Raw genomic sequence first — 22,291 nt, forward strand, 5'->3', positions numbered from 1 at the left:
CATGAACTCGCTTTTGTATGCGCTTATTGAAGCGCTGCGCTGCCACCGCTGGCTGCGCCTGCTTGCCTGTGCTTTTATCTTTTCTTCGCTGGGAAATGGTTTAACCCAGGTCGTGGTCTTTGGTTTACTGTTAGCGTGGTCGGCCCCGCCCGCCCTGCTCACCCTCGCTTTTCTTTTCGCAACGGTTCCGGGATTCATCGGCAGCGCGATCGGCGAAAAGCTGTGCTCGCGCTATTCTCCAGTATTCCTGCTGATACTGACCGAGGCGTTGGGCCTGCTCGCCCTGCTCTTCCCCCTGCTCGGTGCGGGTTATCACAGCATTGCCTCGCTTCTCGCCGTGCAATCCACCGAAGCGCTGCTCAGCGGGATGAGCTGGCCCGCGCTGACATTACTCTTTAAACGCGGACTTAGCGAAACAGAGCTGCCTGCTGCGACCTGTCTGGAAAATGTGATTTTTGCTTCTCAGGTGTTATTAGGTACTGGACTCGGCGTGGTGCTATTCAAGCAGACCTCTGTGTTTACCTTGCTGGCTATTGATGCCGCCAGTTTTCTCGGATCGCTGCTGCTACTGTGGCTGGCTGGGCGCCGGTTTTCTGCGCCATTGCTACCTCTCCCCGGTGAAGAGGCAGCCCCCGCGCCACTGCGCTGGGGGACGTTGACCGTTCGGCAAAAGCGCAGCCTGCTCATTTTGCCGGCGCTGGCGGCCGTCGGCTCACCGGCTATGGCGCTACTTCCGGCCCTGGCGCAGCAGCTCCATCCTCAGGATGCGGCGGGCCTTGCTCTGCCTCTGCTTTTCGCAAGGAGCATGGGGCAACTTTGCGGCCCCATGCTGCTAAAAAAAGAGAGCCTGACGCGCTTTGCCGTCCACACGCCGCGAATCATCGTTTGTCTCGGTATTTTTCTTGCCGCTTATGGAATGCTGCCGTTGTTGTCCGGGTGGATGGCATGTGCGCTGGGGATGATCTTTATCGCGCATCTGGCCTCAAACGTTCTCTTCGCAGCCGGCACGTTTGGCGTACTCAGCAGTTTTCATATCACGCAAACCGCGTCAGCCAGCGGTAAAGCCTGGCGCTGGCAAACGCTCAGCGCCTCGCTTTTCACCGGCATTACAGCGATAGTGGCTGTTGGGCTTGGCTCAGTGCTGGCGCTCTATACGGTCTCGTCAGCCGCCCTGCTGTTGGTCGCCCTGATCATGCGTGGGTATCGGGAATAAGACATAAAAAAACGCCTGCTATAAAAGCAGGCGTTAAAACAGGTCTGTAAGACAACATATTTGGTGCTTCACTCAACGTTATGTCCATGGTGTCTGATGAGGCCGAAGCGACATCTGTCAGTGGACGATAAGCACCGTAAATGGCTCTGCGTCATTCCTGAGTTTATGAGGCACTAAGGCGAACATAAGAGATGGAATGAGCATCTACGCGTATATTATTGCACGTTACGTGCCAGATTTACACGCAGAACTTTTACATGGCGCAACATTTTAAGATAAAAGGAAATTATGCTGTTAAGTCGCATCTGAAGCTTCATAGCGTATCGGCAAAAGCAGAAATATGTCGCCAGGAAGAGACAGTAAATCCCACAAATAATTATTTATCTTATTTTCAATGACTTGCATGTCACTGAATCGCGACAATGATAAAGGGTGCTTTCTGGAGATAACGACAGGGGAAAAAACTTACAGAAAACAAAAAACCCCGCCGAAGCGGGGTTCAAAATTGGTCGGCGAGAGAGGATTCGAACCTCCGACCCACTGGTCCCAAACCAGTTGCGCTACCAAGCTGCGCTACTCGCCGATGTACTGCTTTTTTGAATTTTTAGTTCAATTCATTTAAAAAGTCGTGGTGCGAGGGGGGGGACTCGAACCCCCACATCCTAAGGACACTAACACCTGAAGCTAGCGCGTCTACCAATTCCGCCACCTTCGCAATTCACAACTCTTTCAATAATGGGGTGGCTAATGGGATTCGAACCCACGACAACTGGAATCACAATCCAGGGCTCTACCAACTGAGCTATAGCCACCACTGTATTCTTTCACGCGGTACTGACTACTTCTCAGACCACCGCAGCTCTAGCGCCGGGAACTAAAATGGCGCGCCCGACAGGATTCGAACCTGAGACCTCTGCCTCCGGAGGGCAGCGCTCTATCCAGCTGAGCTACGGGCGCTTAGCGCCGTTGCGGGGCTGGATATTACGTACCTCCGTCCCCGCTGTCTAGTGCTTTTTTGAAAAAAATGCGCGTTTGGTTATGGTTTGCACATTTTGCCGCTTATTCCTCCACTTTCTGCGTGGTGGCACGGCGACCCAGGCCAAAAAGCTTATACGCGGCCGTCACTGCCGCCAGGAAGATCAGCCCGACAAACAGCGACATGCGGGTATCTTCATTAAAGTACATTCCAATTAATACGCAAATCAGGAACGCCATCGTCAAATAGTTCGCATACGGGAAAAGGATCGAGCGGAACGGATGGCTGGCGATCGCTTTTTTATGCGCATGGCGGAAACGCAGCTGGCTGATGAGGATAACAAACCACGGCACCATGCCCGGCAGCACGCTGGCGCTGTAGACATAAACAAACACGCGCTGCGGATTAGGGATGATGTAATTCAGGCAGGAGCCAATCAGCAGGATGACAATGGAGACCGCGACGCCCGCTACCGGCACGCCAGCACGTGAGACTTTACTCATTGCCGCAGGCAGCTGGTTATTTTTCGAGAGTGCGTAGAGCATACGGCCACAGCTGTACATCCCGCTGTTACAGCCTGACAGCGCTGCCGTCAGGACCACAAAGTTGATGATACCCGCTGCTGCTGTAATCCCAATCTTCGCAAAGGTTAATACGAACGGACTCCCCGTCGTGCCGATTTCGTTCCACGGGAAGATGGTCACAATAACGAAGATTGCGCCCACGTAGAAAATCAGGATGCGCCACAGCACTTTGCCCACCGCGCTACGCAGCGTAACCTGCGGGTTTTTCGCTTCCCCGGCGGTAATCCCGATCAGCTCCACGCCCTGATACGAGGCCACAACAATACACAGCGCCGTCAGGAAGCCCTTCCAGCCGCCGGCGAAGAAGCCGCCGTGTTCAGTCAGGTTGCCAAAGCCGATGGCATGTCCGCCGTTGCCAAAACCATAGAAAATCACGCCCAGGCCAATAACAATCATCACGATGATGGTGGTTACTTTGATCATCGCAAACCAGAACTCGATTTCACCGTAAAGGCGCACGGCGGCCAGGTTTGCCAGCGCCACCAGCCCCACAGCAATGAGTGCCGGTATCCACTGGACCATGTCCGGGAACCAGAACTGGACGTAAACCCCTATGGCGGTGATTTCAGAGATGCCCACCGCCATCCACATAAACCAGTATGACCAGGCCGTCAGGTAGCCAAAGAACGGGCTCATATAGCGGTGTGCGTAAACGGCGAAAGAGCCGGTTACCGGCTCCAGGAAGAGCATTTCGCCCATTGAGCGCATGATGAAGAAAACAAACAGCCCGGCGATAATATACGCCAGTAATACGGAAGGGCCTGCCCATTTGAGGGTGCTTGCGGAGCCCATAAACAGGCCCACGCCGATAGTGCCACCCAGCGCTATCAGTTCAATATGACGAGCTTCCAGCCCACGCTGTAGCTCCGGTTTTTTCTCTGCCATAGATCCTCGATTGTGTTTGCTGTTTCCCGGCTTAATACCGGTTATTGTTTTTTAGGGGTACTAAAATACGGTGCGAATGGTTTCTTAAAATCGGCCAAATGGCAAACGATGCATTAAAAAAATGAATGCATTGCACAAATTATCGGCAGTTTTGCAGGTGAGTTGCAGCGCGAACAGCATATCGCGCTACATTTTGATTACATTTTACCGGTATAGTGCCAGGTGAGGTAGCGAAGCAGTCGAATCTGTCGTTTAATGCGGGTGGGTTGGGAGAGCAGGCGGTAGAGCCACTCCAGCCCCATATTTTGCCAAATCTTCGGCGCGCGCTTCACGTGGCCGGTAAAGACATCGTAGGTGCCGCCGACGCCCATATAAAGCGCATCCGGGCAGACCAGGCGGCAGTCGCGCATCAGGATCTCCTGGCGCGGGGACCCCATTGCCACGGTGACGATTTTTGCCCCGCTGTCGTGCACGCGGGCAAACAAAGCCTGCTGGTCTGCAGGCTTGAAGTAACCATTCTGGCTACCAACAATATTAACATTCCATTGACGACGCAGTTTCTCTTCGGTCTCGGCCAGCACCTCAGGCTTACCGCCAATCAGGAACACCGGCGTACCCTCCGCACCAGCGCGGGCCATAAGCTGCTCCCAGAGATCGGCACCCGCCACGCGAGATACATTAGCGTCAGGATATTTTTTACGGATAGAGCGGACCACGCTGATACCGTCCGCGTATTTAAATTCAGCCGCTTCTATCAGGCTTTTGACTTCGGCGTTATCTTCCACCGCCAGCATCTTTTCCGCATTGATAGCGACCAGCGTACCGGATTTCATCTGCCCGTCGGCGAACAGAAAATCCAGCGCGTGCTGCATGTCGCGCCAGCCAATCAGCTGCAAACCACGAAGCGCATAGCGCGGTGCAGAAGTTTTATCAGTCATTACTTTCCCTACTCAGACTTGCGACAGCGTTGTGCTGCCCTGTGGCTCGCGCTTGTGCACAAGCCCTGCGCTGTCGAACAGCCAGTACAACAGTTTGGCCAGTAACAGGCAGATGCCAAAAACGACCATGAAGAACACCACGCGCGAAACGAACGAGTCCAGCCCCTCGCGCGCCAGAACGATCATATTGAAAATGGCACCAAAGCAGAAACTGTGCAAAATGGCCGCTTTATAGCGGTTGGTCTCTTCGTTACCACGCACGTAAAGCCAGTCAAACCACTTAATAATCAACCCTACGACAAACGCGCCCGGCAGGATAAACCAGCCTCCCCCCATCACCACCAGGGAACCAATCAAGGTAGGCGAGATCGCCAGGCCCGAATGGTTGTTCAGCACTTCCCAGGTAAAATAGTTCGCGGTATTGAGTACTACGCCAGGGCGGTCCGGCCACAGCCAGCTCGGGATAAAGACGTAGAAATCGCGCACAATCGGCGCCAGCCCCTGGAAATCAATCTTGTCGTAGTTTTGCAGCAACAATGCCAGGTTTTCCCACGGCGAGAAGGTGTCGCGCGTCAGGTAGAGGAACGTGTAAAACGCCTCGTCGCCCGCCACGTTCATCCCGTAGCGCTTCAGCGCCAGCCAGAACATCCCCACAATGCCAAATACCCCTGCCGCAACCAGCATCCACAGCGAGATCCAGCCGCGGATGATGCCGATGAAGAGGAAGATAGCGAAAGCGATGATAATGTTGGCACGCGTACCGCCCACGATCATGTAGGTCAGGATACCGAACGCAACCGTACTGACCAGGAAGAACAGCCACGCCTTGCTGTCCTGGCGAAGGAAGAAGATCACCAGCATCGCCGGGATGAAGAAATAGAAGAATCTCTTAAGCGCCACGCCTGAGACTTCAGCCGAAAAAATCTGGCTGTAGGAGTGGAGCTTAAACAGCAGGAAGCCGTTATGCATGAAGAAGATGCCGACGCTGACCAGGGCGATCGTCATGAGCATCACCCACGTCAGATGGGTCTCCACCCGGTTCATGGTAAAGAGCGCCCGACGCGGGGCAGCGGCCTGCGCTGGTCGCAGACGCGTTTTATAGGTGACGTAGTAAACACCATAGAAGCAGGTCGCCGCCAGCAGGGCCTGGAGAAGAATTTCCGGCGGCGCGACGCTCACGTCAAAACGGAAGACCAGAATGCTGGTCAGCGGGAAGCCGAAAAAGAAGGTCAGCAGAAACAGCAACGAGAAGAACACGTTAAAGTTGAAGCGCACCCGGCGGAACTCAAACCAGGTGAGCGTGGCGATAAATAGCGTGCTCAGAAGCCAGACAACCAGTAAGCCGCTAAACTGCAACTGACTCATGCGTTGTCTCCTGAAGCGCTACGCAGCGCGCGGTGCCACGGCGTGAGGTAATTCGGGCTGAAAAAGTCGATGCTATTTTTATCCACCAGCGTGAGCTGGCGTTGTGCTTCACGTACCACTTCGACATTCAGCGCGTCTGAGGTGAACAACACCGGAATATGCTGCTCGGCCATGTCCTGCCAGAACGGGTTTTCACGATTAAGCACGCACGGTACACCCGCCTGAATCAGCAGGCACAGCGTACCAATCCCCTGCTGGCGAGCAAAGATGAAATAGCCCAGATCGCATTTTCGCAGCAGCGCAAGATAGTCATCAAACTCCAGCTTTTCGCTGAGAATGTGCAGATTTTCTTCGCTGAATAACGCAAGCCCCTGCTGGCGAACCTCATCAATGTAGGCGTCGTTGTTGGCCGGATAACCCATCGGCACCACCACGTTCACCGTGTCGCCAAACTGCTGGTGTACCGCCCGGAGCGCGGCGACATGTTCGTTACTGCGGTCGCCGGAATTCCCCACCAGCACCGTCAGCTTGCCTTCGCGAACCGCGTCATTCGCCATGGTGTTCAGCGCCGGATCCATACGGGTTGGGAAATAGAGTAGCTCACCGCGCACATTAGGGTGCTGCTTCGCAAAATAATTCAGATCGCCACGGGTGGCAAAAACGCGGCCCACCCTTCCCTGCGCCATGCGACGCAGCGGATAGAAAAGACGGAATTTCCAGCCGCGCGAGACTTCGTAGAGATCGGCTCCCCAGATATGCCAGCTGCACTGGGAGGGTTTAATTCCCCCGCTGAGCAGAGCCAGCCACAGGCCGGTATTGAACTGCCCGTGGAAAAAGAAATGTTGCTCACGATCCGCTTTGGCTTTGGCAATAACCGCCTTCGCCAGGGCAGCTTTATCCGGCCAGAAGGTGATTGTCAGCGCCGGAAACGCCGCGCTCAGGCCATTATCCTGACCTGCAACCATAAACTCGCGCGCATCAGGATTGCCCGATGCCAGCTCGTCGTTGAAGAACCGCAAAACGGTCTGGTTATGGTGTGGGATATCCGATCCCAGGATGTGAATCAGTGCAGTCATGCGCGTTTACGCCACAATAAAAATACGCCGCAGCAGGCAGCGAAATAAACGATATAGGTTGCCATGTAGGCCTGAGCCGCCCCCAGCGCACCGTGCGCGGGTATCAGCCAGTGCGAAAATGCTGTCAGCAATGCAAACTGGCTAACCTCCGCGAGGATATACAGCCGCAGCGAGGCTTTCGCAATCACCAGATAGCCGAAAACGTAAGCACCCACTTTCAGCACATCACCCACCAGTTGCCAGGCAAAAAGATCGCGCATGGCGGTAAACTTCGCCGAGAACAGCAGCCAGATGGCGACATCACGCAATAACCAGACGGCCAAACTGGCCGCCGCCACTGCGGGTAATACAAAACGCAGGGAGCGGAAAATTTCGCGGGTAATATCCTGCCTGGACGTCAGACGCGATAAGGTTGGCAGCAAATAAACGCTAAAGGAAGCCGTTATAAACTGGAGGTAAGCATCGGAAATACTGCTTACGCCCTGCCAGATCCCCACCTCATCCCAGCTGTAATGCGCCGCCAGCAGGTTTCGCATCATCACGTAAGCCACCGGCAGCGTGACGGAAGTAATGAGCGCCATCAGGGTAAACTTACCCAGCTGGCTGGCAAGCACCTTGTCCCATTGCGGTTTCAGGTAGCTCAGAGGAATAACGCCCTGGCGCATCAGCATGAACGCCGCAGGCACAACAACCAGTGCCGGGACCAGCGCCAGCCCAAGCAGTGCGCCTTCATAGCCGCCCAGGCGGTAGCAGAAATAATAGGCAATCACGCCGATGACGCTACCCAGGATGAGCGCAAGCGCGTTCCCGGCTGCATCGCGAAAACCTTTCATCAGCGCCAGCAGCAGGTTGGCCCAGGCAATGCCCATCTGGACCAGCGCGACCAGACGCACCAGCCCCTGATAATGGGTGTGCCCGAACAATCCCTGGCTAATGGGCGCCGCGGCCAGCAGAAACACAATCGCCAGCAGGGTCGAAAAGCCCGTGACCATTGCCGACGCGGTGCCCACTACCCTGCGAAGCTGGGCCGCATCATCATGATACTGAGCAACGTATTTGGTTACGCCGTTGAAGATTCCGGCACCGGCCAGCACCCCAAGGACGGTAACAAGCTGGCGGAAGTTGCCCGCCAGCCCGACGCCTGAGGGGCCGAATGAGACGGCCAGCAGCTTGACGACCAGCAGTCCGGCACCAATTTTTACAAGCGTGGACGCGGCGGTCCACACCGATGCTTTTGCCAGAGACATATCAGCCGAAATAGCTCAGAAGGGTATTGATCACCGTACGCTGGTTAACTGGCGCGAGGTTGAAGAACAGTGGCAGGCGAAGCAAACGCTCACTTTCTTTCGTGGTGTAACGGTCTTCCCCTGCGAACATCCCAAACGCTTCGCCCGCCGGGCTGGAGTGCAGCGGAATATAGTGAAAGACCGCCATAATTTCGGCCTCTTTCAGCCAGGCGATGAGCTGGCTGCGATCGTCGTTATCGCGCAGCTTGATGTAAAACATGTGGGCGTTGTGGACACAATCGGCCGGAATGGTTGGCAGCTCAATGCGACCGGCTTTTGCCAGCGGCTCAAGCGCATCGTAATAGGTTTGCCACAGGGACAGGCGCTGGAGATTAATTCGCTCTGCCGCTTCCAGCTGTGCCCACAGGTACGCTGCCTGCAGGTCGGCCATCAGATAGCTTGAGCCGATATCGCGCCAGGTGTACTTATCAACCTGACCGCGGAAGAATTGGCTGCGGTTGGTGCCTTTTTCACGGATCACTTCCGCACGCTCAACCAGGGCACGATCGTTAATCAGCGTCGCACCGCCCTCACCGCCGGCAGTGTAGTTTTTCGTTTCGTGGAAGCTGAAGCAGCCGATGTGGCCGATAGTGCCCAGCGCGCGCCCCTTGTAGGTGGACATCACGCCCTGCGCGGCATCTTCTACCACAAACAGGTTGTGCTTTTTGGCGATTGCCATGATGGTGTCCATTTCACAGGCCACGCCCGCGTAGTGAACCGGCACAATCGCACGCGTTTTGTCGGTGATCGCCGCTTCAATCAGCGTCTCATCAATGTTCATGGTGTCCGGGCGGATATCCACAAAGACGATTTTCGCTCCGCGCAGGACAAATGCATTCGCGGTAGAGACGAAGGTATAGCTCGGCATGATCACTTCATCACCGGGCTGGATATCCAGCAGCAGGGCCGCCATTTCCAGCGATGCCGTGCAGGACGGGGTCAGCAGCACTTTAGCACTGCGAAAACGTTGCTCCATCCACTGCTGACAGCGACGGGTAAAACCGCCGTCACCGCAGAGTTTGCCGCTGCCCATAGCAGACTGCATATAGTCGAGCTCGGTTCCCACGACGGGTGGTGCGTTAAATGGAATCATCTTGTCACCTGTATAACCAGTAGGCGGTGGCGTCGATGTTGGCACCACTCGCAATATAACGTTTAAGCGCGGCGGTGTTGCCCACCTGGGTCGCCACCCGCAGCGTCTCAACCTGCTGCAGCTGCGCCCAGTGCAGCGCCGCCTGCATGAGTTTCTCCCCCATGCCGCGCCCGGCTAATAAGCCAATACGCGCCTCGCGCTCGTTAAGCTTGCGCAGCGAGACAAATCCCTGGATCTGACCGTTCGCTGCACGGAAAATCAGGCAGACGTGGTCAAAGGTACCTTTGACCGCATTCTCTACCCACTGGGCATAGAAACGTCCGCTATCGTCAGGCGCATACCAGGGCGTGCGAAAGCGGCTTTGCGCAAACGCCCGGGCCGCCATCTGGCGCAGCACAGGAATGTCCTGTTCCGTTGCAATTTCCGCGCCGGACGCATCGTGCCGGGTGAGGGTGATGGAAAGGTCTACCTCGCCTTCAACCAGCTGAAAACCGTGTTGCTGGAGCGCGTCAAGCAGGTCGGCACGGTCCGCCGGGATCTTAGCCTGCACGCGCTGCCAGGCGCTGAAGTCCACTTCCTGCAGGGCGGGCGCATTCTCGCGCCAGCGGACTATCGCCGAGGGGCGGGCAAAAAATGCGCTTTCCCACTCAAGGGATTCCAGCACGCCGTGGAGTGCACTCAACGCCAGACGCCTTTCGTATCAACCACATACTGCTGACGCACTGCATCACCGGACGTCGCTTTAAACTCTTTATGGTCCACCAGCAGCACCAGCAGGTCCGCCGTCGCCAGCGCGTCATTGAGCGTCGTCAGCGTGCAGTGCCCCGCCAGTTTTGCCGGCAGTTCATGAATATTTGGCTCGACCACCAGCGTTTCGCCCTTATGCCATTCGGCAATCATCTCAGCAATTTCCATCGCCGGGCTTTCGCGCAGATCGTCAATATTGGGTTTAAATGCCAGACCAAAGCAGGCAATTTTCAGCTCGCTGGCGCGCTTGCCGCTCTCTGCCAGACAATCCGCTACCGTCGCTTTAACCTGGTTGAGCACCCAGTGAGGTTTGCTATCGTTCACTTCACGCGCGGTGCGAATCAGGCGCGCCTGCGCCGGGTTCTGCGCCACGATAAACCACGGGTCGACGGCGATACAGTGACCGCCCACCCCTGGGCCAGGCTGGAGAATGTTGACGCGCGGATGTCGATTCGCCAGGCGGATTAACTCCCAGACGTTAATCCCCTGATCGGCACAGATCAGCGACAGTTCGTTTGCGAAGGCGATGTTAACGTCACGGAAGCTGTTTTCCGTCAGCTTGCACATCTCGGCGGTGCGGGAGTTGGTTACCACGCATTCGCCTTCCAGGAAAATCTTGTACAGCGCGCTGGCGCGTTCAGAACAGACCGGCGTCATGCCGCCTATCACCCGGTCGTTTTTAATCAGTTCGACCATCACCTGCCCCGGCAGCACGCGCTCCGGGCAGTAGGCGATGTTGATATCCGCCTGCTCACCGGCCTGCTGCGGGAAGCGTAAATCAGGACGCGCATCGGCCAGCCACTGCGCCATCTGCTCGGTAGCGCCGACGGGAGAAGTCGACTCCAGAATTACCAGCGCCCCTTTCTTGAGCACGGGGGCAATAGATTTTGCCGCCGCCTCGACGTAGACCATATCGGGCTCGTGATCGCCTTTAAAGGGCGTTGGAACGGCAATCAGGTAGGCATCCGCTTCCACTGGCGTCGTGCTGGCGCGCAGGAAGCCGCCATCAACCGCCTCTTTCACCACGCGGTCAAGATCGGGCTCCACAATATGAATTTCGCCACGATTAATGGTTTCTACCGCACGTGCGTTGATATCCACACCAACAACCTGCTTTTGACGGGAGGCGAATGCCGCCGCAGTAGGCAGGCCAATGTAGCCAAGACCAATGACAGAGATGGTAGTAAAACTCATAGCGATACCCGATTGTGTTTAAGTGCTTGCAAAATACGGCCACAAGCCTGCCCATCTCCGTAGGGATTGTGGGCCCGGCTCATCGCCTGATACGCTTCATCGTCGTGTAGCAGCCGCGTGACCTCTTCGACGATGAGCTGTGCGTTGGTGCCGACAAGACGCACTGTCCCGGCTTTAACCGCTTCCGGACGTTCAGTGGTTTCACGCATCACCAGCACCGGCTTGCCAAGAGAGGGCGCTTCTTCCTGAATCCCACCGGAATCGGTGAGGATCAGCCAGGCGTGGTTCATCAGCCAGACAAACGGCATGTAGTCCTGCGGTTCAATCAGCAGGACGTTTTCGACGTGGCCCAGGATGCGGTTGACTGGCTCGCTGACGTTAGGGTTAAGGTGTACCGGATAGACAATTTGCACATCGTCGTTCTGCGCGGCGATTTCAGCCAGCGCGTGACAGATTTGCTCAAAGCCCCGACCAAAGCTTTCGCGACGGTGGCCAGTGACCAGAATGGTTTTTTTGCCGTTATTCAGGAAAGGATAGCGGGCAGCGAGTTCTTTCTGCAGATCGCTGTTTGCCAGCACGCGATCGCGTACCCAAATCAACGCGTCAATGACCGTATTGCCGGTAACAAAGATGTTGTTATCGGCGACATTTTCACGCAGCAGGTTCTGGCGAGAGTTCTCGGTTGGCGCAAAATGGTACATCGCCAGATGCCCGGTAAGCGTACGGTTGGCCTCTTCCGGCCATGGAGAATAAAGATTGCCGGTGCGCAGGCCCGCTTCAACATGGCCGACGGGAATACGCTGGTAAAACGCGGCCAGGCTTGTTGCCATCGTCGTCGTGGTATCCCCGTGCACCAGCACGACGTCGGGCTTGAATGACTCCAGGATCGGCTTGAGATCCTGCAGAATGCGGCAGGTTATTTCCGTCAATCCCTGTCCCGGCTTCATAATATTAAGGTCGTAATCCGGGACGATGGAAAAGAGGGTTAGGACCTGATCGAGCATCTCACGGTGCTGGGCCGTGACGCAGACCTTCGCTTCAATATCAGGATCGCTGGCCAGCGCATGAACCAGAGGCGCCATCTTAATGGCCTCCGGCCTGGTGCCAAATACGGTAAGTACTTTCACATCGATTCTCTTCGATTAGGCGATGAAGGCCGCAGCCTTCATCGTAAACGGCGTTCTTAGTTTGTACGACGACGCGTTAACGCCACGCCAGCACCAACGAGTGCACCCACAATACCCCACATGATCATCAGGAATGCGCGGCGCGGACTGTCGCGTTTTACAGGTTCTTCAGGCGTTCTCAAATAACGATAGGTCTGAAAACGCGGGTCCAGGGAGGGACCGACATTAAGCGTGTTAAGCATCGCGCGGTTTTGATCGTAGTCGAGATCAAAATCAGGCCCAACGGCCTGCAGGTTTTCCAGACGCGCCTGCAGCATTGGGCGACCAAGAAGGAACATTTCAGAATCAGGCAATTCATCAGCCGGAACATCCGTCTCAGTGCGGGAAATGTTGTGCTGCTCCGCAATTTTCAGCGCCTGCTGAATGTTATGCACGCGGCGCGCAAAAATGGCGTTTGCCACCTCTTCCTGACGTTTGACCTGCGCTTTCATCTGGATAGTGCGCGCTGCCCAGGCGCCTTTAAGCTCTTCATTTAGATGGCTGGCGGCACGCTGGCTGGCAAACGCGACGTACTGGCGCAACAGGTTGTTTGCATCCGGCGCAGTTTCGGCAATCAGCTTGACGCTGTCGTTGACGTTACGCAGCACGTCGCCCGGCATAAACTGAATATTGTTAATCAGATCGTCCAGCAGCGCGGCATCGGCTTTGGTGTTATCAACCCGACGCTGCTTGAAGTAATCTGTCTGGGACCAGAAATCGCGGCGCGTATCCCACGAGGCCAGCTGCATCACAAACTCTTTGTAGGCCTCATCCATAACGGAAGCCTGATCCGGGGTGGCAAGGCTGGCTTTAATATCCAAGTTTCGCAGGAACTGCTGCTGGGAGTAGTACCCTCCGAGCATGTTAACCGTGGGTCTGTCCGTGATTGCCGTGGCGCTCCACTCCTGTTTTGCAAAGAACGTGTAGGCTAGCGCTAACAGTGCAAACCCCAGCGCGATCCCCACAATCCAAAGTTTGCCTGCCCATAACACGCGAAACAAACCCCGAATGTCCAGTTCATTCTCTGTTACCACTGATTTCGCTCCCGCCAACGGTTGAGTCATCATAGTCCCGGTTTTACTTAGTTAATGTTGTGTTTTTGCTACTGTTACGTCGCATCCTGCGCTTAATACGTTTAATGAATCGCGCCACCTTCCATGCGCGCTTAATGCAGTAGCCGTAGAGAGAAAATGCTAGCAAGAACAATACCAACATGGCCCACTCAGGCACAAAGTGCGTATATTCCGCCGTCACGCCAATCCCCGCTAGAATAGCAGCCGCCAGCGTAATAAGCACAAATGCCTGCCGGGAAGTGAATCCGGCTCGCATGATCAAATGATGAATGTGCTGACGGTCAGCAGAGAATGGACTCATTCCTTTACGCAGGCGGCGATACATAATCGCAACCATATCCATTAAGGGGATGGCAATAATCCATAGCGCCGTTACCGGGCTGATGGGATGCACATCGCCCTGAGTGGTTTCCAGCAAGATCCAAATGACAGTAAAGCCGATAAGCGTGCTACCCGCATCGCCCATGAAGACTTTATAGCGTCGGCCCAATGCGCCGAGATTTAACAGGATATAAGGCAGGATGGCAGCAATCATGGCGAAACACCACATAGCAAGGCTATATTGCCCATCGAACCATAAAATGAAACCAATGGCGGCAAATGAGACGCAGGACAGGCCACCAAGCAAACCATCAATACCGTCAACCATGTTGAACGCGTTAATCGCCACCCACACGGCAAAAAGTGTCAGGAAATAGCCGAATGGGCCGAGTTCCATCTCCCAGGCCCCGAAAATATAGCCCAGGCTACTCAGGTGCAACTTAGCAAACACCATCATTGCAATAGCGACAGCTGCCTGAACGAAAGCGCGGATTTTGACGCTGATGTCGTATCTATCGTCCAGCGCACCAATCACAACAAGAACTGTTGAGCATATGAGATAAAGCCTGGCATGCGGAATATAGTAATCTGCAATAGCAAAAGTGAAGCAGATCCCCGCAAAAACAGAGATGCCACCGACCAGAGGGATCATGCCTTGATGACGTTTACGGAAGTTGGGTTTATCCACTAAGCCCAGATATTTTGCAACCTTACGTGCCAGAAACAAAAAGCAGGTGGTAAACAAGAAAATACTGGTTAGTTCAGTAAACGTATCAAGTAGGTTCACAATGGATGTTCTCAACAAATGTTAGTCAAGGAAGTATAACCATCAAGGGGCCGCGCCTGAAGTTATAAAGCAAACCTCTTACAATTCCATTTGTTTATTATTCAAGCTATTAATGTTTTTACTGTGCGAATTATCTTATTGTCGCACTGACCGGTCAAAATTGGGAGTAGGCGATACTAGCGTATAGTCCATAAAAGAAAAACGCCACGTAAAAACGTGGCGTTCGCTGGCTTTATTTGCGTTACGAGCGCTTCATCATGTCGAAGAAATCGTCGTTGGTTTTGGTCATCGCCAGTTTGTTAATGAGGAACTCCATCGCGTCAATTTCACCCATTGGATGGATGATTTTGCGCAGGATCCACATTTTCTGCAGCTCTTCCTGCGTGGTGAGCAGCTCTTCCTTACGGGTACCGGAACGGTTGTAATCGATAGCCGGGAAGACGCGTTTTTCAGCGATCTTACGAGAGAGGTGCAGTTCCATGTTACCTGTACCTTTAAACTCTTCGTAGATAACCTCGTCCATTTTGGAGCCGGTATCGATCAGCGCCGTTGCGATGATGGTCAGGCTGCCGCCCTCTTCCACGTTACGTGCCGCACCGAAGAAGCGTTTTGGACGGTGCAGGGCGTTAGCGTCCACACCACCGGTCAACACTTTACCGGAAGCTGGCACCACGGTGTTGTAGGCACGCGCCAGACGGGTGATGGAGTCAAGCAGGATGATCACGTCTTTCTTGTGCTCAACCAGGCGTTTCGCCTTCTCGATAACCATTTCCGCAACCTGAACGTGGCGAGATGCTGGCTCGTCGAAGGTAGAAGCAACCACTTCACCTTTAACCAGACGCTGCATCTCGGTCACTTCTTCCGGACGTTCGTCAATCAGCAGCACCATCAGCACGCAGTCTGGGTGGTTGTAGGCAATGCTCTGCGCGATGTTCTGCAGCAGCATGGTTTTACCCGCTTTTGGCGGGGCCACAATCAGACCACGCTGGCCGCGACCGATTGGCGATGCCAGATCCAGGACGCGCGCGGTTAAGTCTTCGGTAGAACCGTTACCACGCTCCATGCGCAGGCGAGAGTTCGCGTGCAGAGGCGTTAAGTTCTCAAAGAGGATCTTGTTACGCGAGTTTTCTGGTTTATCGAAGTTAACTTCATTGACTTTCAACAGCGCAAAGTAGCGTTCACCCTCTTTAGGAGGACGAATCTTACCTGAAATGGTGTCACCAGTGCGGAGGTTGAAACGGCGGATTTGGCTGGGGGATACGTAGATGTCGTCAGGGCCGGCGAGGTAGGAGCTGTCTGCAGAGCGGAGGAAACCAAATCCGTCTTGCAATATCTCCAGCACACCGTCGCCAAAGATATCTTCGCCACTCTTAGCGTGCTGCTTCAGGATGGCGAAAATGATGTCCTGCTTGCGCATACGAGCCTGGTTTTCCAGTCCCATATTTTCGCCGAGAGTGATCAGCTCAGAAACCGGCGTATTCTTTAATTCGGTAAGATTCATAATGGTGTGGGTTCTTAAACTCGGAGTGATTCTCGAACTTAATGTTGTGAATGGTATGGCAGGGTCATCCATGCCTGTTTAGCGGCCATCACCTCATGTCTGTTCGCTGTCTGGTCACAGGGAAAAAACGCAGAACTGAAACGACAAGACGGATTGAGTGACAAGCCCGGAATTTAGCCACTTCACGCATTGTTCATGTCAACAAAGGGAAGTATCGGGTAAAACAAGATTCAAACAATAGATATGTTTAAAACGAAGTCATAGCTAACTTAGCACGACTTCAGCCGGGCGTCCAGAGTTCCACATCATTTAGCCGGGGGCTCTGGACGCACAGCGGAGAAACCTTACGCCAGGTTAGCGTCCAGGAACTCTTTCAGCTGACCTTTGGACAGCGCGCCCACTTTGGTCGCCGCCACTTCGCCGTTTTTGAACAGCAGAAGGGTCGGGATTCCACGGATACCGTATTTCGGTGCGGTGCCCGGGTTCTGGTCGATGTTCAGCTTGGCAACCGTCAGTTTGCCCTGATATTCGTCAGCGATCTCATCCAGAATCGGGGCGATCATTTTGCAAGGACCACACCATTCAGCCCAGAAATCGACGAGGATCAGCCCGTCAGCCTTAAGTACGTCCGTGTCAAAACTGTCGTCAGTCAGGTGAATAATTTTATCGCTCATATATAACTCCACAGGAATAAGCCTGGTACGTTGGTTTTGTCTCCACCAACGACGTGTTGATGTCGCATTAACCAACTAAAGGTTGACTTTATTTCACCGGATACGCTTTCGTAAAGCAATAGTAAGCTGATATTCTACCACACTATGAGCAAAACACATTTAACAGAACAGAAGTTTTCCGACTTCGCCCTGCACCCAAAAGTGATCGAAGCCCTTGAAACAAAAGGGTTTCATAACTGCACGCCCATTCAGGCTCTCGCCCTGCCGCTGACGCTGGCCGGTCGCGATGTTGCAGGGCAGGCGCAAACCGGTACCGGCAAAACGATGGCGTTTTTAACGTCAACGTTCCATTATTTACTTTCTCACCCAGCGATTGCAGACCGCAAAGTTAACCAGCCGCGCGCGCTAATTATGGCCCCGACGCGAGAACTGGCGGTACAGATCCATGCAGACGCTGAACCCCTGGCACAGGCTACTGGTCTGAAGCTTGGCCTGGCCTATGGCGGCGACGGCTACGATAAGCAGCTGAAAGTGCTGGAAAGCGGCGTGGATATCCTGATTGGGACCACCGGCCGTCTTATCGACTACGCCAAACAGAACCATATCAACCTCGGCGCCATCCAGGTTGTGGTGCTTGATGAAGCAGATCGTATGTACGATCTGGGCTTCATTAAAGATATCCGCTGGCTGTTCCGCCGCATGCCGCCGGCAAATCAGCGCCTGAACATGCTGTTCTCTGCCACCCTTTCTTATCGCGTACGCGAGCTGGCGTTCGAGCAGATGAACAACGCCGAGTATGTGGAAGTGGAGCCGGAGCAGAAAACGGGCCACCGCATTAAAGAAGAGCTCTTCTATCCTTCCAATGAAGAGAAAATGCGTCTGCTGCAAACGTTGATCGAAGAAGAATGGCCCGATCGCGCCATTATCTTCGCGAACACTAAACACCGCTGTGAAGACATCTGGGGCCATCTGGCTGCCGACGGTCACCGTGTTGGCCTGTTGACCGGCGACGTGGCGCAGAAAAAACGCCTTCGTATCCTCGACGAGTTCACCCGTGGCGATCTTGATATTCTGGTCGCAACCGATGTGGCGGCACGTGGTTTACACATTCCGGCCGTGACGCACGTCTTTAACTACGATCTGCCAGACGACTGCGAAGACTACGTACACCGTATCGGTCGTACCGGTCGTGCGGGCGCAAGCGGTCACTCGATTAGCCTTGCGTGTGAAGAGTATGCGCTGAATCTTCCAGCCATTGAGACCTACATCGGTCACTCTATTCCGCAGAGTAAATACAATCCGGAAGCGCTGTTAAGCGAACTGCCGCCGCCTAAGCGTCTTTCCCGCCCGCGCTCCGGCAATGGTCCGCGTCGTTCAGGCGGCGCACCGCGTAATCGTCGTCGTTCAGGTTAATACATTATGCTCAGCTCCACCTCGCTCTATGCGGCAATTGATCTCGGTTCGAATAGTTTTCATATGCTGGTTGTGCGTGAGGTGGCGGGAAGCATACAAACGCTGACGCGCATTAAGCGCAAGGTCCGCCTCGCGGCGGGCCTGAGCAGTGATAATTACCTCTCGCCTGAAGCCATGGAACGTGGCTGGCAATGCCTGCGGCTCTTTGCTGAGCGTCTGCAGGATATCCCGCATGCTCAAATCACCGTCGTCGCCACAGCGACGCTCAGACTGGCAGTTAACGCCGTAGATTTTATTGCCAAAGCGCAGGAAATTCTGGGGTGTCCGGTTCAGGTTATCAGCGGTGAAGAAGAAGCACGCCTGATCTACCAGGGCGTTGCCCACACCACCGGGGGTGACGATCGCCGTCTGGTGGTGGATATCGGCGGAGCGAGTACCGAACTGGTAACCGGCACCGGCGCGCAGGCGACGTCGCTGTTCAGCCTGTCGATGGGCTGCGTAACCTGGCTTGAACGTTACTTTACTGACCGGAATCTGGGTAAAGAGAACTTCGACGAGGCGGAAAACGCCGCGCGCGCAGTGCTACGCCCGGTAATGGACGAACTGCGCTATCACGGCTGGAAAGTCTGCGTCGGGGCTTCGGGTACCGTGCAGGCCCTGCAGGAAATCATGATGGCGCAGGGCATGGACGAGCGGATTACGCTTGCCAAACTTCAGCAGCTTAAACAGCGTGCCATTCAGTGCGGACGTCTGGAAGAGCTGGAAATTGAAGGCCTGACGCTGGAACGTGCCCTGGTTTTCCCAAGCGGGCTGGCCATTCTGATCGCCATATTCACCGAACTAAATATCCAGTGTATGACCCTGGCCGGCGGCGCGCTGCGCGAAGGTCTGGTCTACGGGATGCTGCATCTGTCGGTGGATCAGGACATCCGCAACCGTACGCTGCGCAACGTCCAGCGTCGTTTTCTGGTTGATATCGATCAGGCTGGCCGCGTATCACAGCTGGCATCACGCTTTGCCGACCAGGTCGCTAACGCCTGGGATCTTGATCATCTGAGCCGCGATTTATTGCTGAGCGCCTGTGCGCTGCACGAGGTGGGGCTCAGCATAGATTTTAAGCAGGCACCTGCTCACGCAGCGTATCTGGTGCGCAACCTGGATTTGCCGGGCTACACGCCCGCACAGAAAAAGCTGCTGGCAACGCTACTGCTGAACCAGACCAACGCCGTCGATCTCTCCTCTTTGCATCAGCAAAATGCCGTACCGCCGCGCGTGGCCGAGCATATGTGTCGCCTGCTGCGTCTGGCAATTCTGTTTGCCAGCCGCCGCCGCGATGATTTGTTACCCGCCATTAATCTGCTAGCCGATGATGAGAAGCTGACGCTGACGCTGCCGGAAAACTGGATTGAGAATCACCCGCTTGGGGCAGAGATGATCGAGCAGGAGTGCCAGTGGCAGAGCTATGTGCACTGGGTGCTTGAGGTGAAGTAATACGCTGAACACTGCCGGGTGGCGGCTTCGCCTTACCCGGCCTACTCATCATTATCCCTTCTCTTTGGCTTTTGCTAGCATGGCGCGAATGTTCGCCACGTTAGCCTGCCCTTTGTGCATCCGCTCTTCCGCGGTAATCACTTTGCGCTCCTGTTCCCAGATCAGATCGTCCTGCGGCAGTTCCAGCAGGAAACGGCTGGGTTCCGGGCGCACGAGTTCACCGTACTGACGGCGCTCTTTACAGAGCGTGAACGTCAGCTCCTTTTGCGCGCGGGTGATCCCCACGTAGGCCAGACGGCGCTCCTCGTCGACATTATCTTCATCAATGCTGCTCTGGTGCGGCAATAATCCTTCTTCCATACCGACCAGATACACATACGGGAACTCCAGCCCTTTTGACGCATGCAGCGTCATCAGCTGAACCTGGTCGGCCTCTTCTTCGCTCTCGCCGCGCTCCATCATGTCGCGCAGGGTAAAGCGGGTGACCACCTGCGTTAACGTCATCGGCTCATCTATCTCAGAGCCTTCCAGCATTTCGGTCATCCAGCTAAAAAGCTGGTTAACGTTTTTCATACGCATTTCTGCCGCTTTCGGGCTGGCAGAGGTTTCGTACAGCCAGGATTCGTAGTCAATGCCGTGGATCAGATCGCGTACCGCCGCCACGGGCTCGCGCTCAGCCAGGCGCTGCACTTCACCTAACCAGTGGGTGAAGCGGGTTAAATTATCATACCCGCGCCCCGTCAGCGTCTGGCTCAGCCCCATATCAAAGCTGGCGGTAAACAGGCTCTTATTGCGGGTCATCGCCCATTCGCCCAGCTTTTGCAGCGTCGCCGGACCAATCTCGCGCTTTGGTGTATTCACGATGCGCAGAAACGCGCTGTCGTCATCCGGGTTCGTGAGCACGCGCAGATAGGCCAGCAGATCTTTAATTTCTGGCCGCGAGAAGAACGAAGTGCCGCCGGAAATTTTGTACGGAATGCGGTTCTGCATCAGCATCTTTTCAAAGACGCGCGACTGGTGATTGCCGCGATAGAGGATCGCGTAATCCTTGTATTCGGTTTTATTGACGAAGTGGTGGGCGATCAGTTCGCCCGTCACGCGCTCCGCCTCATGCTCTTCATTATTGGCGCTGAGCACCTTCAGCTCCGTACCGTAGCCAAGTTCGGAGAAGAGACGCTTTTCAAAAACGTGCGGGTTATTGGCAATCAGGATGTTTGCCGCCTTCAGGATGCGCCCGGAGGAACGGTAGTTCTGCTCCAGCTTAATCACCTGCAGCGCGGGGAAATCTTTGCTCAGAAGCACCAGGTTTTGCGGGCGTGCGCCGCGCCAGGAGTAAATTGACTGGTCATCATCGCCAACCACGGTGAAGCGCGCGCGCTGCCCCACCAGCAGCTTCACCAGCTCGTACTGGCTGGTGTTGGTGTCCTGATACTCATCCACCAGCAGGTAGCGGATTTTATTCTGCCAGCGCTCGCGCACCTCTTCATTTCGCTGTAAAAGCAGCGTCGGTAAGAGGATCAGATCGTCGAAGTCCAGCACGTTGCACGCTTTCATGTGCGCGTCGTACAGACCATAGCAGTGGGCAAAGATCCGATCCCGTTCGCCTTTGGCGATCGCCGCAGCCTGGGCCGGGGTCATCAGATCGTTTTTCCAGTTCGAGATCGTTGAGATCAGCTGCTGCAATAGCACCTTATCATCCTCGATCAGCCCCTCGGTGAGCTCTTTGAGCAACGCCACCTGGTCGGTGTCATCGAACAGCGAAAAGTTGGATTTCATCCCCAGCGCTGCATATTCACGTTTAATGATATCCAGCCCCAGCGTGTGGAAGGTAGAGATCATCAGCCCGCGCGCCTCTTTGCGCCCCAGCGTCTGGCCAACACGCTCTTTCATCTCGCGCGCCGCTTTGTTGGTAAAGGTAACCGCCGCAATGTGGCGGGCCTGATAGCCGCAGCCGCGGATCAGGTGCGCAATCTTATTGGTGATGACGCGCGTTTTACCGGATCCTGCGCCCGCCAGCACCAGACACGGTCCGGTTACAAATTCGACGGCTTGTTGTTGTCCGGGATTTAAACGCATAAATGATCGCTCAATGAAAGTCAGGAGGGGAGAATAACAGCGTGGTAGTATAGCGAGCCTAATCCATACCACTCAAGGCACGATCATGGCAAAAACAGCAGCAGCACTGCATATTCTTGTTAAAGAAGAGAAACTGGCTCTGGATCTTCTGGAGCAGATCAAAAACGGCGCCGACTTCGGCAAACTGGCGAAGAAGCACTCTATTTGTCCGTCAGGCAAGCGTGGCGGCGATTTAGGCGAATTCCGTCAGGGTCAAATGGTTCCGGCGTTCGATAAAGTGGTCTTCTCCTGCCCGGTGCTGGAGCCAACCGGTCCGCTGCATACTCAGTTCGGTTATCACATTATTAAAGTGCTGTATCGCAAATAAAAAAGCCGGGTGGCGGCTGCGCCTTACCCGGCCTACATCTTACGTTTTTGTAGGTCGGGTAAGCG

The 22,291-nt window shown here is 54.9% G+C and carries 18 protein-coding genes and 4 tRNA genes; 4 read left to right on the top strand and 18 right to left on the bottom strand.

Annotation, left to right across the window (positions count from 1 at the left end; genetic code table 11):
• The first annotated feature begins 1 nt into the window (after position 1).
• A complete protein-coding gene (locus APT89_RS11395) occupies positions 2 to 1,213 on the top strand; it encodes a hypothetical protein (RefSeq protein ID WP_060572392.1) in 1,212 nt (403 codons plus the stop codon).
• A gap of 506 nt (positions 1,214 to 1,719) precedes the next feature.
• Here the strand turns inward: APT89_RS11395 and APT89_RS11400 are convergent.
• The 17 genes from APT89_RS11400 to trxA all read right to left on the bottom strand — a co-directional run bounded on the left by APT89_RS11400 (position 1,720) and on the right by trxA (position 16,879).
• Positions 1,720 to 1,796 (bottom strand) — tRNA-Pro (locus APT89_RS11400).
• Positions 1,797 to 1,842: 46 nt separating this feature from the next.
• Positions 1,843 to 1,928, bottom strand: a tRNA-Leu gene (locus APT89_RS11405).
• Positions 1,929 to 1,949: 21 nt separating this feature from the next.
• A tRNA-His gene (locus APT89_RS11410) sits at positions 1,950 to 2,025 on the bottom strand.
• Positions 2,026 to 2,093: 68 nt separating this feature from the next.
• A tRNA-Arg gene (locus APT89_RS11415) sits at positions 2,094 to 2,170 on the bottom strand.
• A 102-nt stretch (positions 2,171 to 2,272) separates the two neighbouring features.
• A complete protein-coding gene (thrP, locus tag APT89_RS11420; RefSeq protein ID WP_049001421.1) occupies positions 2,273 to 3,658 on the bottom strand; it encodes a bifunctional threonine/serine APC transporter ThrP in 1,386 nt (461 codons plus the stop codon).
• 197 nt (positions 3,659 to 3,855) lie between these two features.
• Entirely contained in the window at positions 3,856 to 4,596 is a 741-nt protein-coding gene (gene wecG, locus APT89_RS11425; RefSeq protein WP_047362652.1) for a lipopolysaccharide N-acetylmannosaminouronosyltransferase, read from the bottom strand.
• Positions 4,597 to 4,608: 12 nt separating this feature from the next.
• On the bottom strand, positions 4,609 to 5,961 hold the full coding sequence (wzyE, locus tag APT89_RS11430; protein ID WP_028014806.1) for an ECA oligosaccharide polymerase: 1,353 nt from the start codon (positions 5,959 to 5,961) through the stop codon (positions 4,609 to 4,611).
• Complete coding sequence (locus APT89_RS11435; RefSeq protein WP_060572394.1) at positions 5,958 to 7,037, bottom strand: TDP-N-acetylfucosamine:lipid II N-acetylfucosaminyltransferase; 1,080 nt, start codon at positions 7,035 to 7,037, stop codon at positions 5,958 to 5,960. The genes wzyE and APT89_RS11435 overlap by 4 nt, the downstream gene beginning before the upstream one ends.
• Complete coding sequence (gene wzxE / locus APT89_RS11440) at positions 7,034 to 8,284, bottom strand: lipid III flippase WzxE (protein ID WP_060572397.1); 1,251 nt, start codon at positions 8,282 to 8,284, stop codon at positions 7,034 to 7,036. Before wzxE ends, APT89_RS11435 begins: the two co-directional genes overlap by 4 nt.
• Before the next feature lies 1 nt (position 8,285).
• A complete protein-coding gene (gene rffA / locus APT89_RS11445) occupies positions 8,286 to 9,416 on the bottom strand; it encodes a dTDP-4-amino-4,6-dideoxygalactose transaminase (RefSeq protein ID WP_041911819.1) in 1,131 nt (376 codons plus the stop codon).
• Positions 9,417 to 9,420: 4 nt separating this feature from the next.
• The gene (rffC, locus tag APT89_RS11450) at positions 9,421 to 10,098 is read right to left on the bottom strand and encodes a dTDP-4-amino-4,6-dideoxy-D-galactose acyltransferase (RefSeq protein ID WP_049138385.1); all 678 of its coding nucleotides are present in this window, start codon (positions 10,096 to 10,098) and stop codon (positions 9,421 to 9,423) included.
• Positions 10,095 to 11,357 (bottom strand): UDP-N-acetyl-D-mannosamine dehydrogenase, encoded by a 1,263-nt coding sequence (wecC, locus tag APT89_RS11455; RefSeq protein WP_060572399.1) that lies wholly within the window; start codon positions 11,355 to 11,357, stop codon positions 10,095 to 10,097. Before wecC ends, rffC begins: the two co-directional genes overlap by 4 nt.
• Positions 11,354 to 12,484, bottom strand: a complete 1,131-nt coding sequence (gene wecB / locus APT89_RS11460) for a non-hydrolyzing UDP-N-acetylglucosamine 2-epimerase (protein WP_028014812.1) — start codon at positions 12,482 to 12,484, stop codon at positions 11,354 to 11,356. The genes wecC and wecB overlap by 4 nt, the downstream gene beginning before the upstream one ends.
• Positions 12,485 to 12,540: 56 nt before the next feature.
• Entirely contained in the window at positions 12,541 to 13,587 is a 1,047-nt protein-coding gene (gene wzzE, locus APT89_RS11465) for an ECA polysaccharide chain length modulation protein (RefSeq protein WP_028014813.1), read from the bottom strand.
• 13 nt (positions 13,588 to 13,600) lie between these two features.
• A complete protein-coding gene (wecA, locus tag APT89_RS11470; protein ID WP_028014814.1) occupies positions 13,601 to 14,704 on the bottom strand; it encodes a UDP-N-acetylglucosamine--undecaprenyl-phosphate N-acetylglucosaminephosphotransferase in 1,104 nt (367 codons plus the stop codon).
• Positions 14,705 to 14,945: 241 nt separating this feature from the next.
• On the bottom strand, positions 14,946 to 16,205 hold the full coding sequence (gene rho, locus APT89_RS11475; RefSeq protein ID WP_008501566.1) for a transcription termination factor Rho: 1,260 nt from the start codon (positions 16,203 to 16,205) through the stop codon (positions 14,946 to 14,948).
• Positions 16,206 to 16,549: 344 nt separating this feature from the next.
• Positions 16,550 to 16,879: a thioredoxin TrxA gene (gene trxA / locus APT89_RS11480; RefSeq protein WP_006179218.1), complete on the bottom strand. Its 330-nt coding sequence runs from the start codon at positions 16,877 to 16,879 to the stop codon at positions 16,550 to 16,552.
• A gap of 144 nt (positions 16,880 to 17,023) precedes the next feature.
• Here trxA and rhlB point away from each other — a divergent pair, with 144 nt between their 5' ends.
• Together rhlB and gppA are read left to right on the top strand one after the other, a co-directional pair.
• Positions 17,024 to 18,292 (top strand): ATP-dependent RNA helicase RhlB, encoded by a 1,269-nt coding sequence (rhlB, locus tag APT89_RS11485; protein WP_028014815.1) that lies wholly within the window; start codon positions 17,024 to 17,026, stop codon positions 18,290 to 18,292.
• A 6-nt stretch (positions 18,293 to 18,298) separates the two neighbouring features.
• Positions 18,299 to 19,783: a guanosine-5'-triphosphate,3'-diphosphate diphosphatase gene (gene gppA / locus APT89_RS11490; RefSeq protein WP_045631343.1), complete on the top strand. Its 1,485-nt coding sequence runs from the start codon at positions 18,299 to 18,301 to the stop codon at positions 19,781 to 19,783.
• A 51-nt stretch (positions 19,784 to 19,834) separates the two neighbouring features.
• Here gppA and rep read toward each other — a convergent pair whose 3' ends face one another.
• Positions 19,835 to 21,859, bottom strand: coding sequence for a DNA helicase Rep (gene rep / locus APT89_RS11495; RefSeq protein WP_028014817.1), 2,025 nt, complete (start codon positions 21,857 to 21,859; stop codon positions 19,835 to 19,837).
• A gap of 85 nt (positions 21,860 to 21,944) precedes the next feature.
• On the opposite strand from rep, the gene ppiC reads away from it, so the two are divergent.
• On the top strand, positions 21,945 to 22,226 hold the full coding sequence (gene ppiC, locus APT89_RS11500) for a peptidylprolyl isomerase PpiC (RefSeq protein WP_004886861.1): 282 nt from the start codon (positions 21,945 to 21,947) through the stop codon (positions 22,224 to 22,226).
• Positions 22,227 to 22,291 lie beyond the last annotated feature (65 nt).

The sequence above is a fragment of the Enterobacter sp. 50588862 genome (assembly GCF_001462935.1).
Taxonomy (GTDB): Bacteria; Pseudomonadota; Gammaproteobacteria; order Enterobacterales; family Enterobacteriaceae; genus Enterobacter; species Enterobacter bugandensis.

What these genes read in the sequence shown, in the direction of transcription:
- rho (WP_008501566.1), bottom strand. Translation starts at nt 16,205, where the DNA reads ATGAATCTTACCGAATTAAAGAATACGCCGGTTTCTGAGCTGATCACT.
- wzyE (WP_028014806.1), bottom strand. Translation starts at nt 5,961, where the DNA reads ATGAGTCAGTTGCAGTTTAGCGGCTTACTGGTTGTCTGGCTTCTGAGC.
- ppiC (WP_004886861.1), top strand. Translation starts at nt 21,945, where the DNA reads ATGGCAAAAACAGCAGCAGCACTGCATATTCTTGTTAAAGAAGAGAAA.
- wecG (WP_047362652.1), bottom strand. Translation starts at nt 4,596, where the DNA reads ATGACTGATAAAACTTCTGCACCGCGCTATGCGCTTCGTGGTTTGCAG.
- wzzE (WP_028014813.1), bottom strand. Translation starts at nt 13,587, where the DNA reads ATGACTCAACCGTTGGCGGGAGCGAAATCAGTGGTAACAGAGAATGAA.
- APT89_RS11435 (WP_060572394.1), bottom strand. Translation starts at nt 7,037, where the DNA reads ATGACTGCACTGATTCACATCCTGGGATCGGATATCCCACACCATAAC.
- wecC (WP_060572399.1), bottom strand. Translation starts at nt 11,357, where the DNA reads ATGAGTTTTACTACCATCTCTGTCATTGGTCTTGGCTACATTGGCCTG.
- trxA (WP_006179218.1), bottom strand. Translation starts at nt 16,879, where the DNA reads ATGAGCGATAAAATTATTCACCTGACTGACGACAGTTTTGACACGGAC.
- rep (WP_028014817.1), bottom strand. Translation starts at nt 21,859, where the DNA reads ATGCGTTTAAATCCCGGACAACAACAAGCCGTCGAATTTGTAACCGGA.
- rhlB (WP_028014815.1), top strand. Translation starts at nt 17,024, where the DNA reads ATGAGCAAAACACATTTAACAGAACAGAAGTTTTCCGACTTCGCCCTG.
- gppA (WP_045631343.1), top strand. Translation starts at nt 18,299, where the DNA reads ATGCTCAGCTCCACCTCGCTCTATGCGGCAATTGATCTCGGTTCGAAT.
- wzxE (WP_060572397.1), bottom strand. Translation starts at nt 8,284, where the DNA reads ATGTCTCTGGCAAAAGCATCGGTGTGGACCGCCGCGTCCACGCTTGTA.
- thrP (WP_049001421.1), bottom strand. Translation starts at nt 3,658, where the DNA reads ATGGCAGAGAAAAAACCGGAGCTACAGCGTGGGCTGGAAGCTCGTCAT.
- rffA (WP_041911819.1), bottom strand. Translation starts at nt 9,416, where the DNA reads ATGATTCCATTTAACGCACCACCCGTCGTGGGAACCGAGCTCGACTAT.
- APT89_RS11395 (WP_060572392.1), top strand. Translation starts at nt 2, where the DNA reads ATGAACTCGCTTTTGTATGCGCTTATTGAAGCGCTGCGCTGCCACCGC.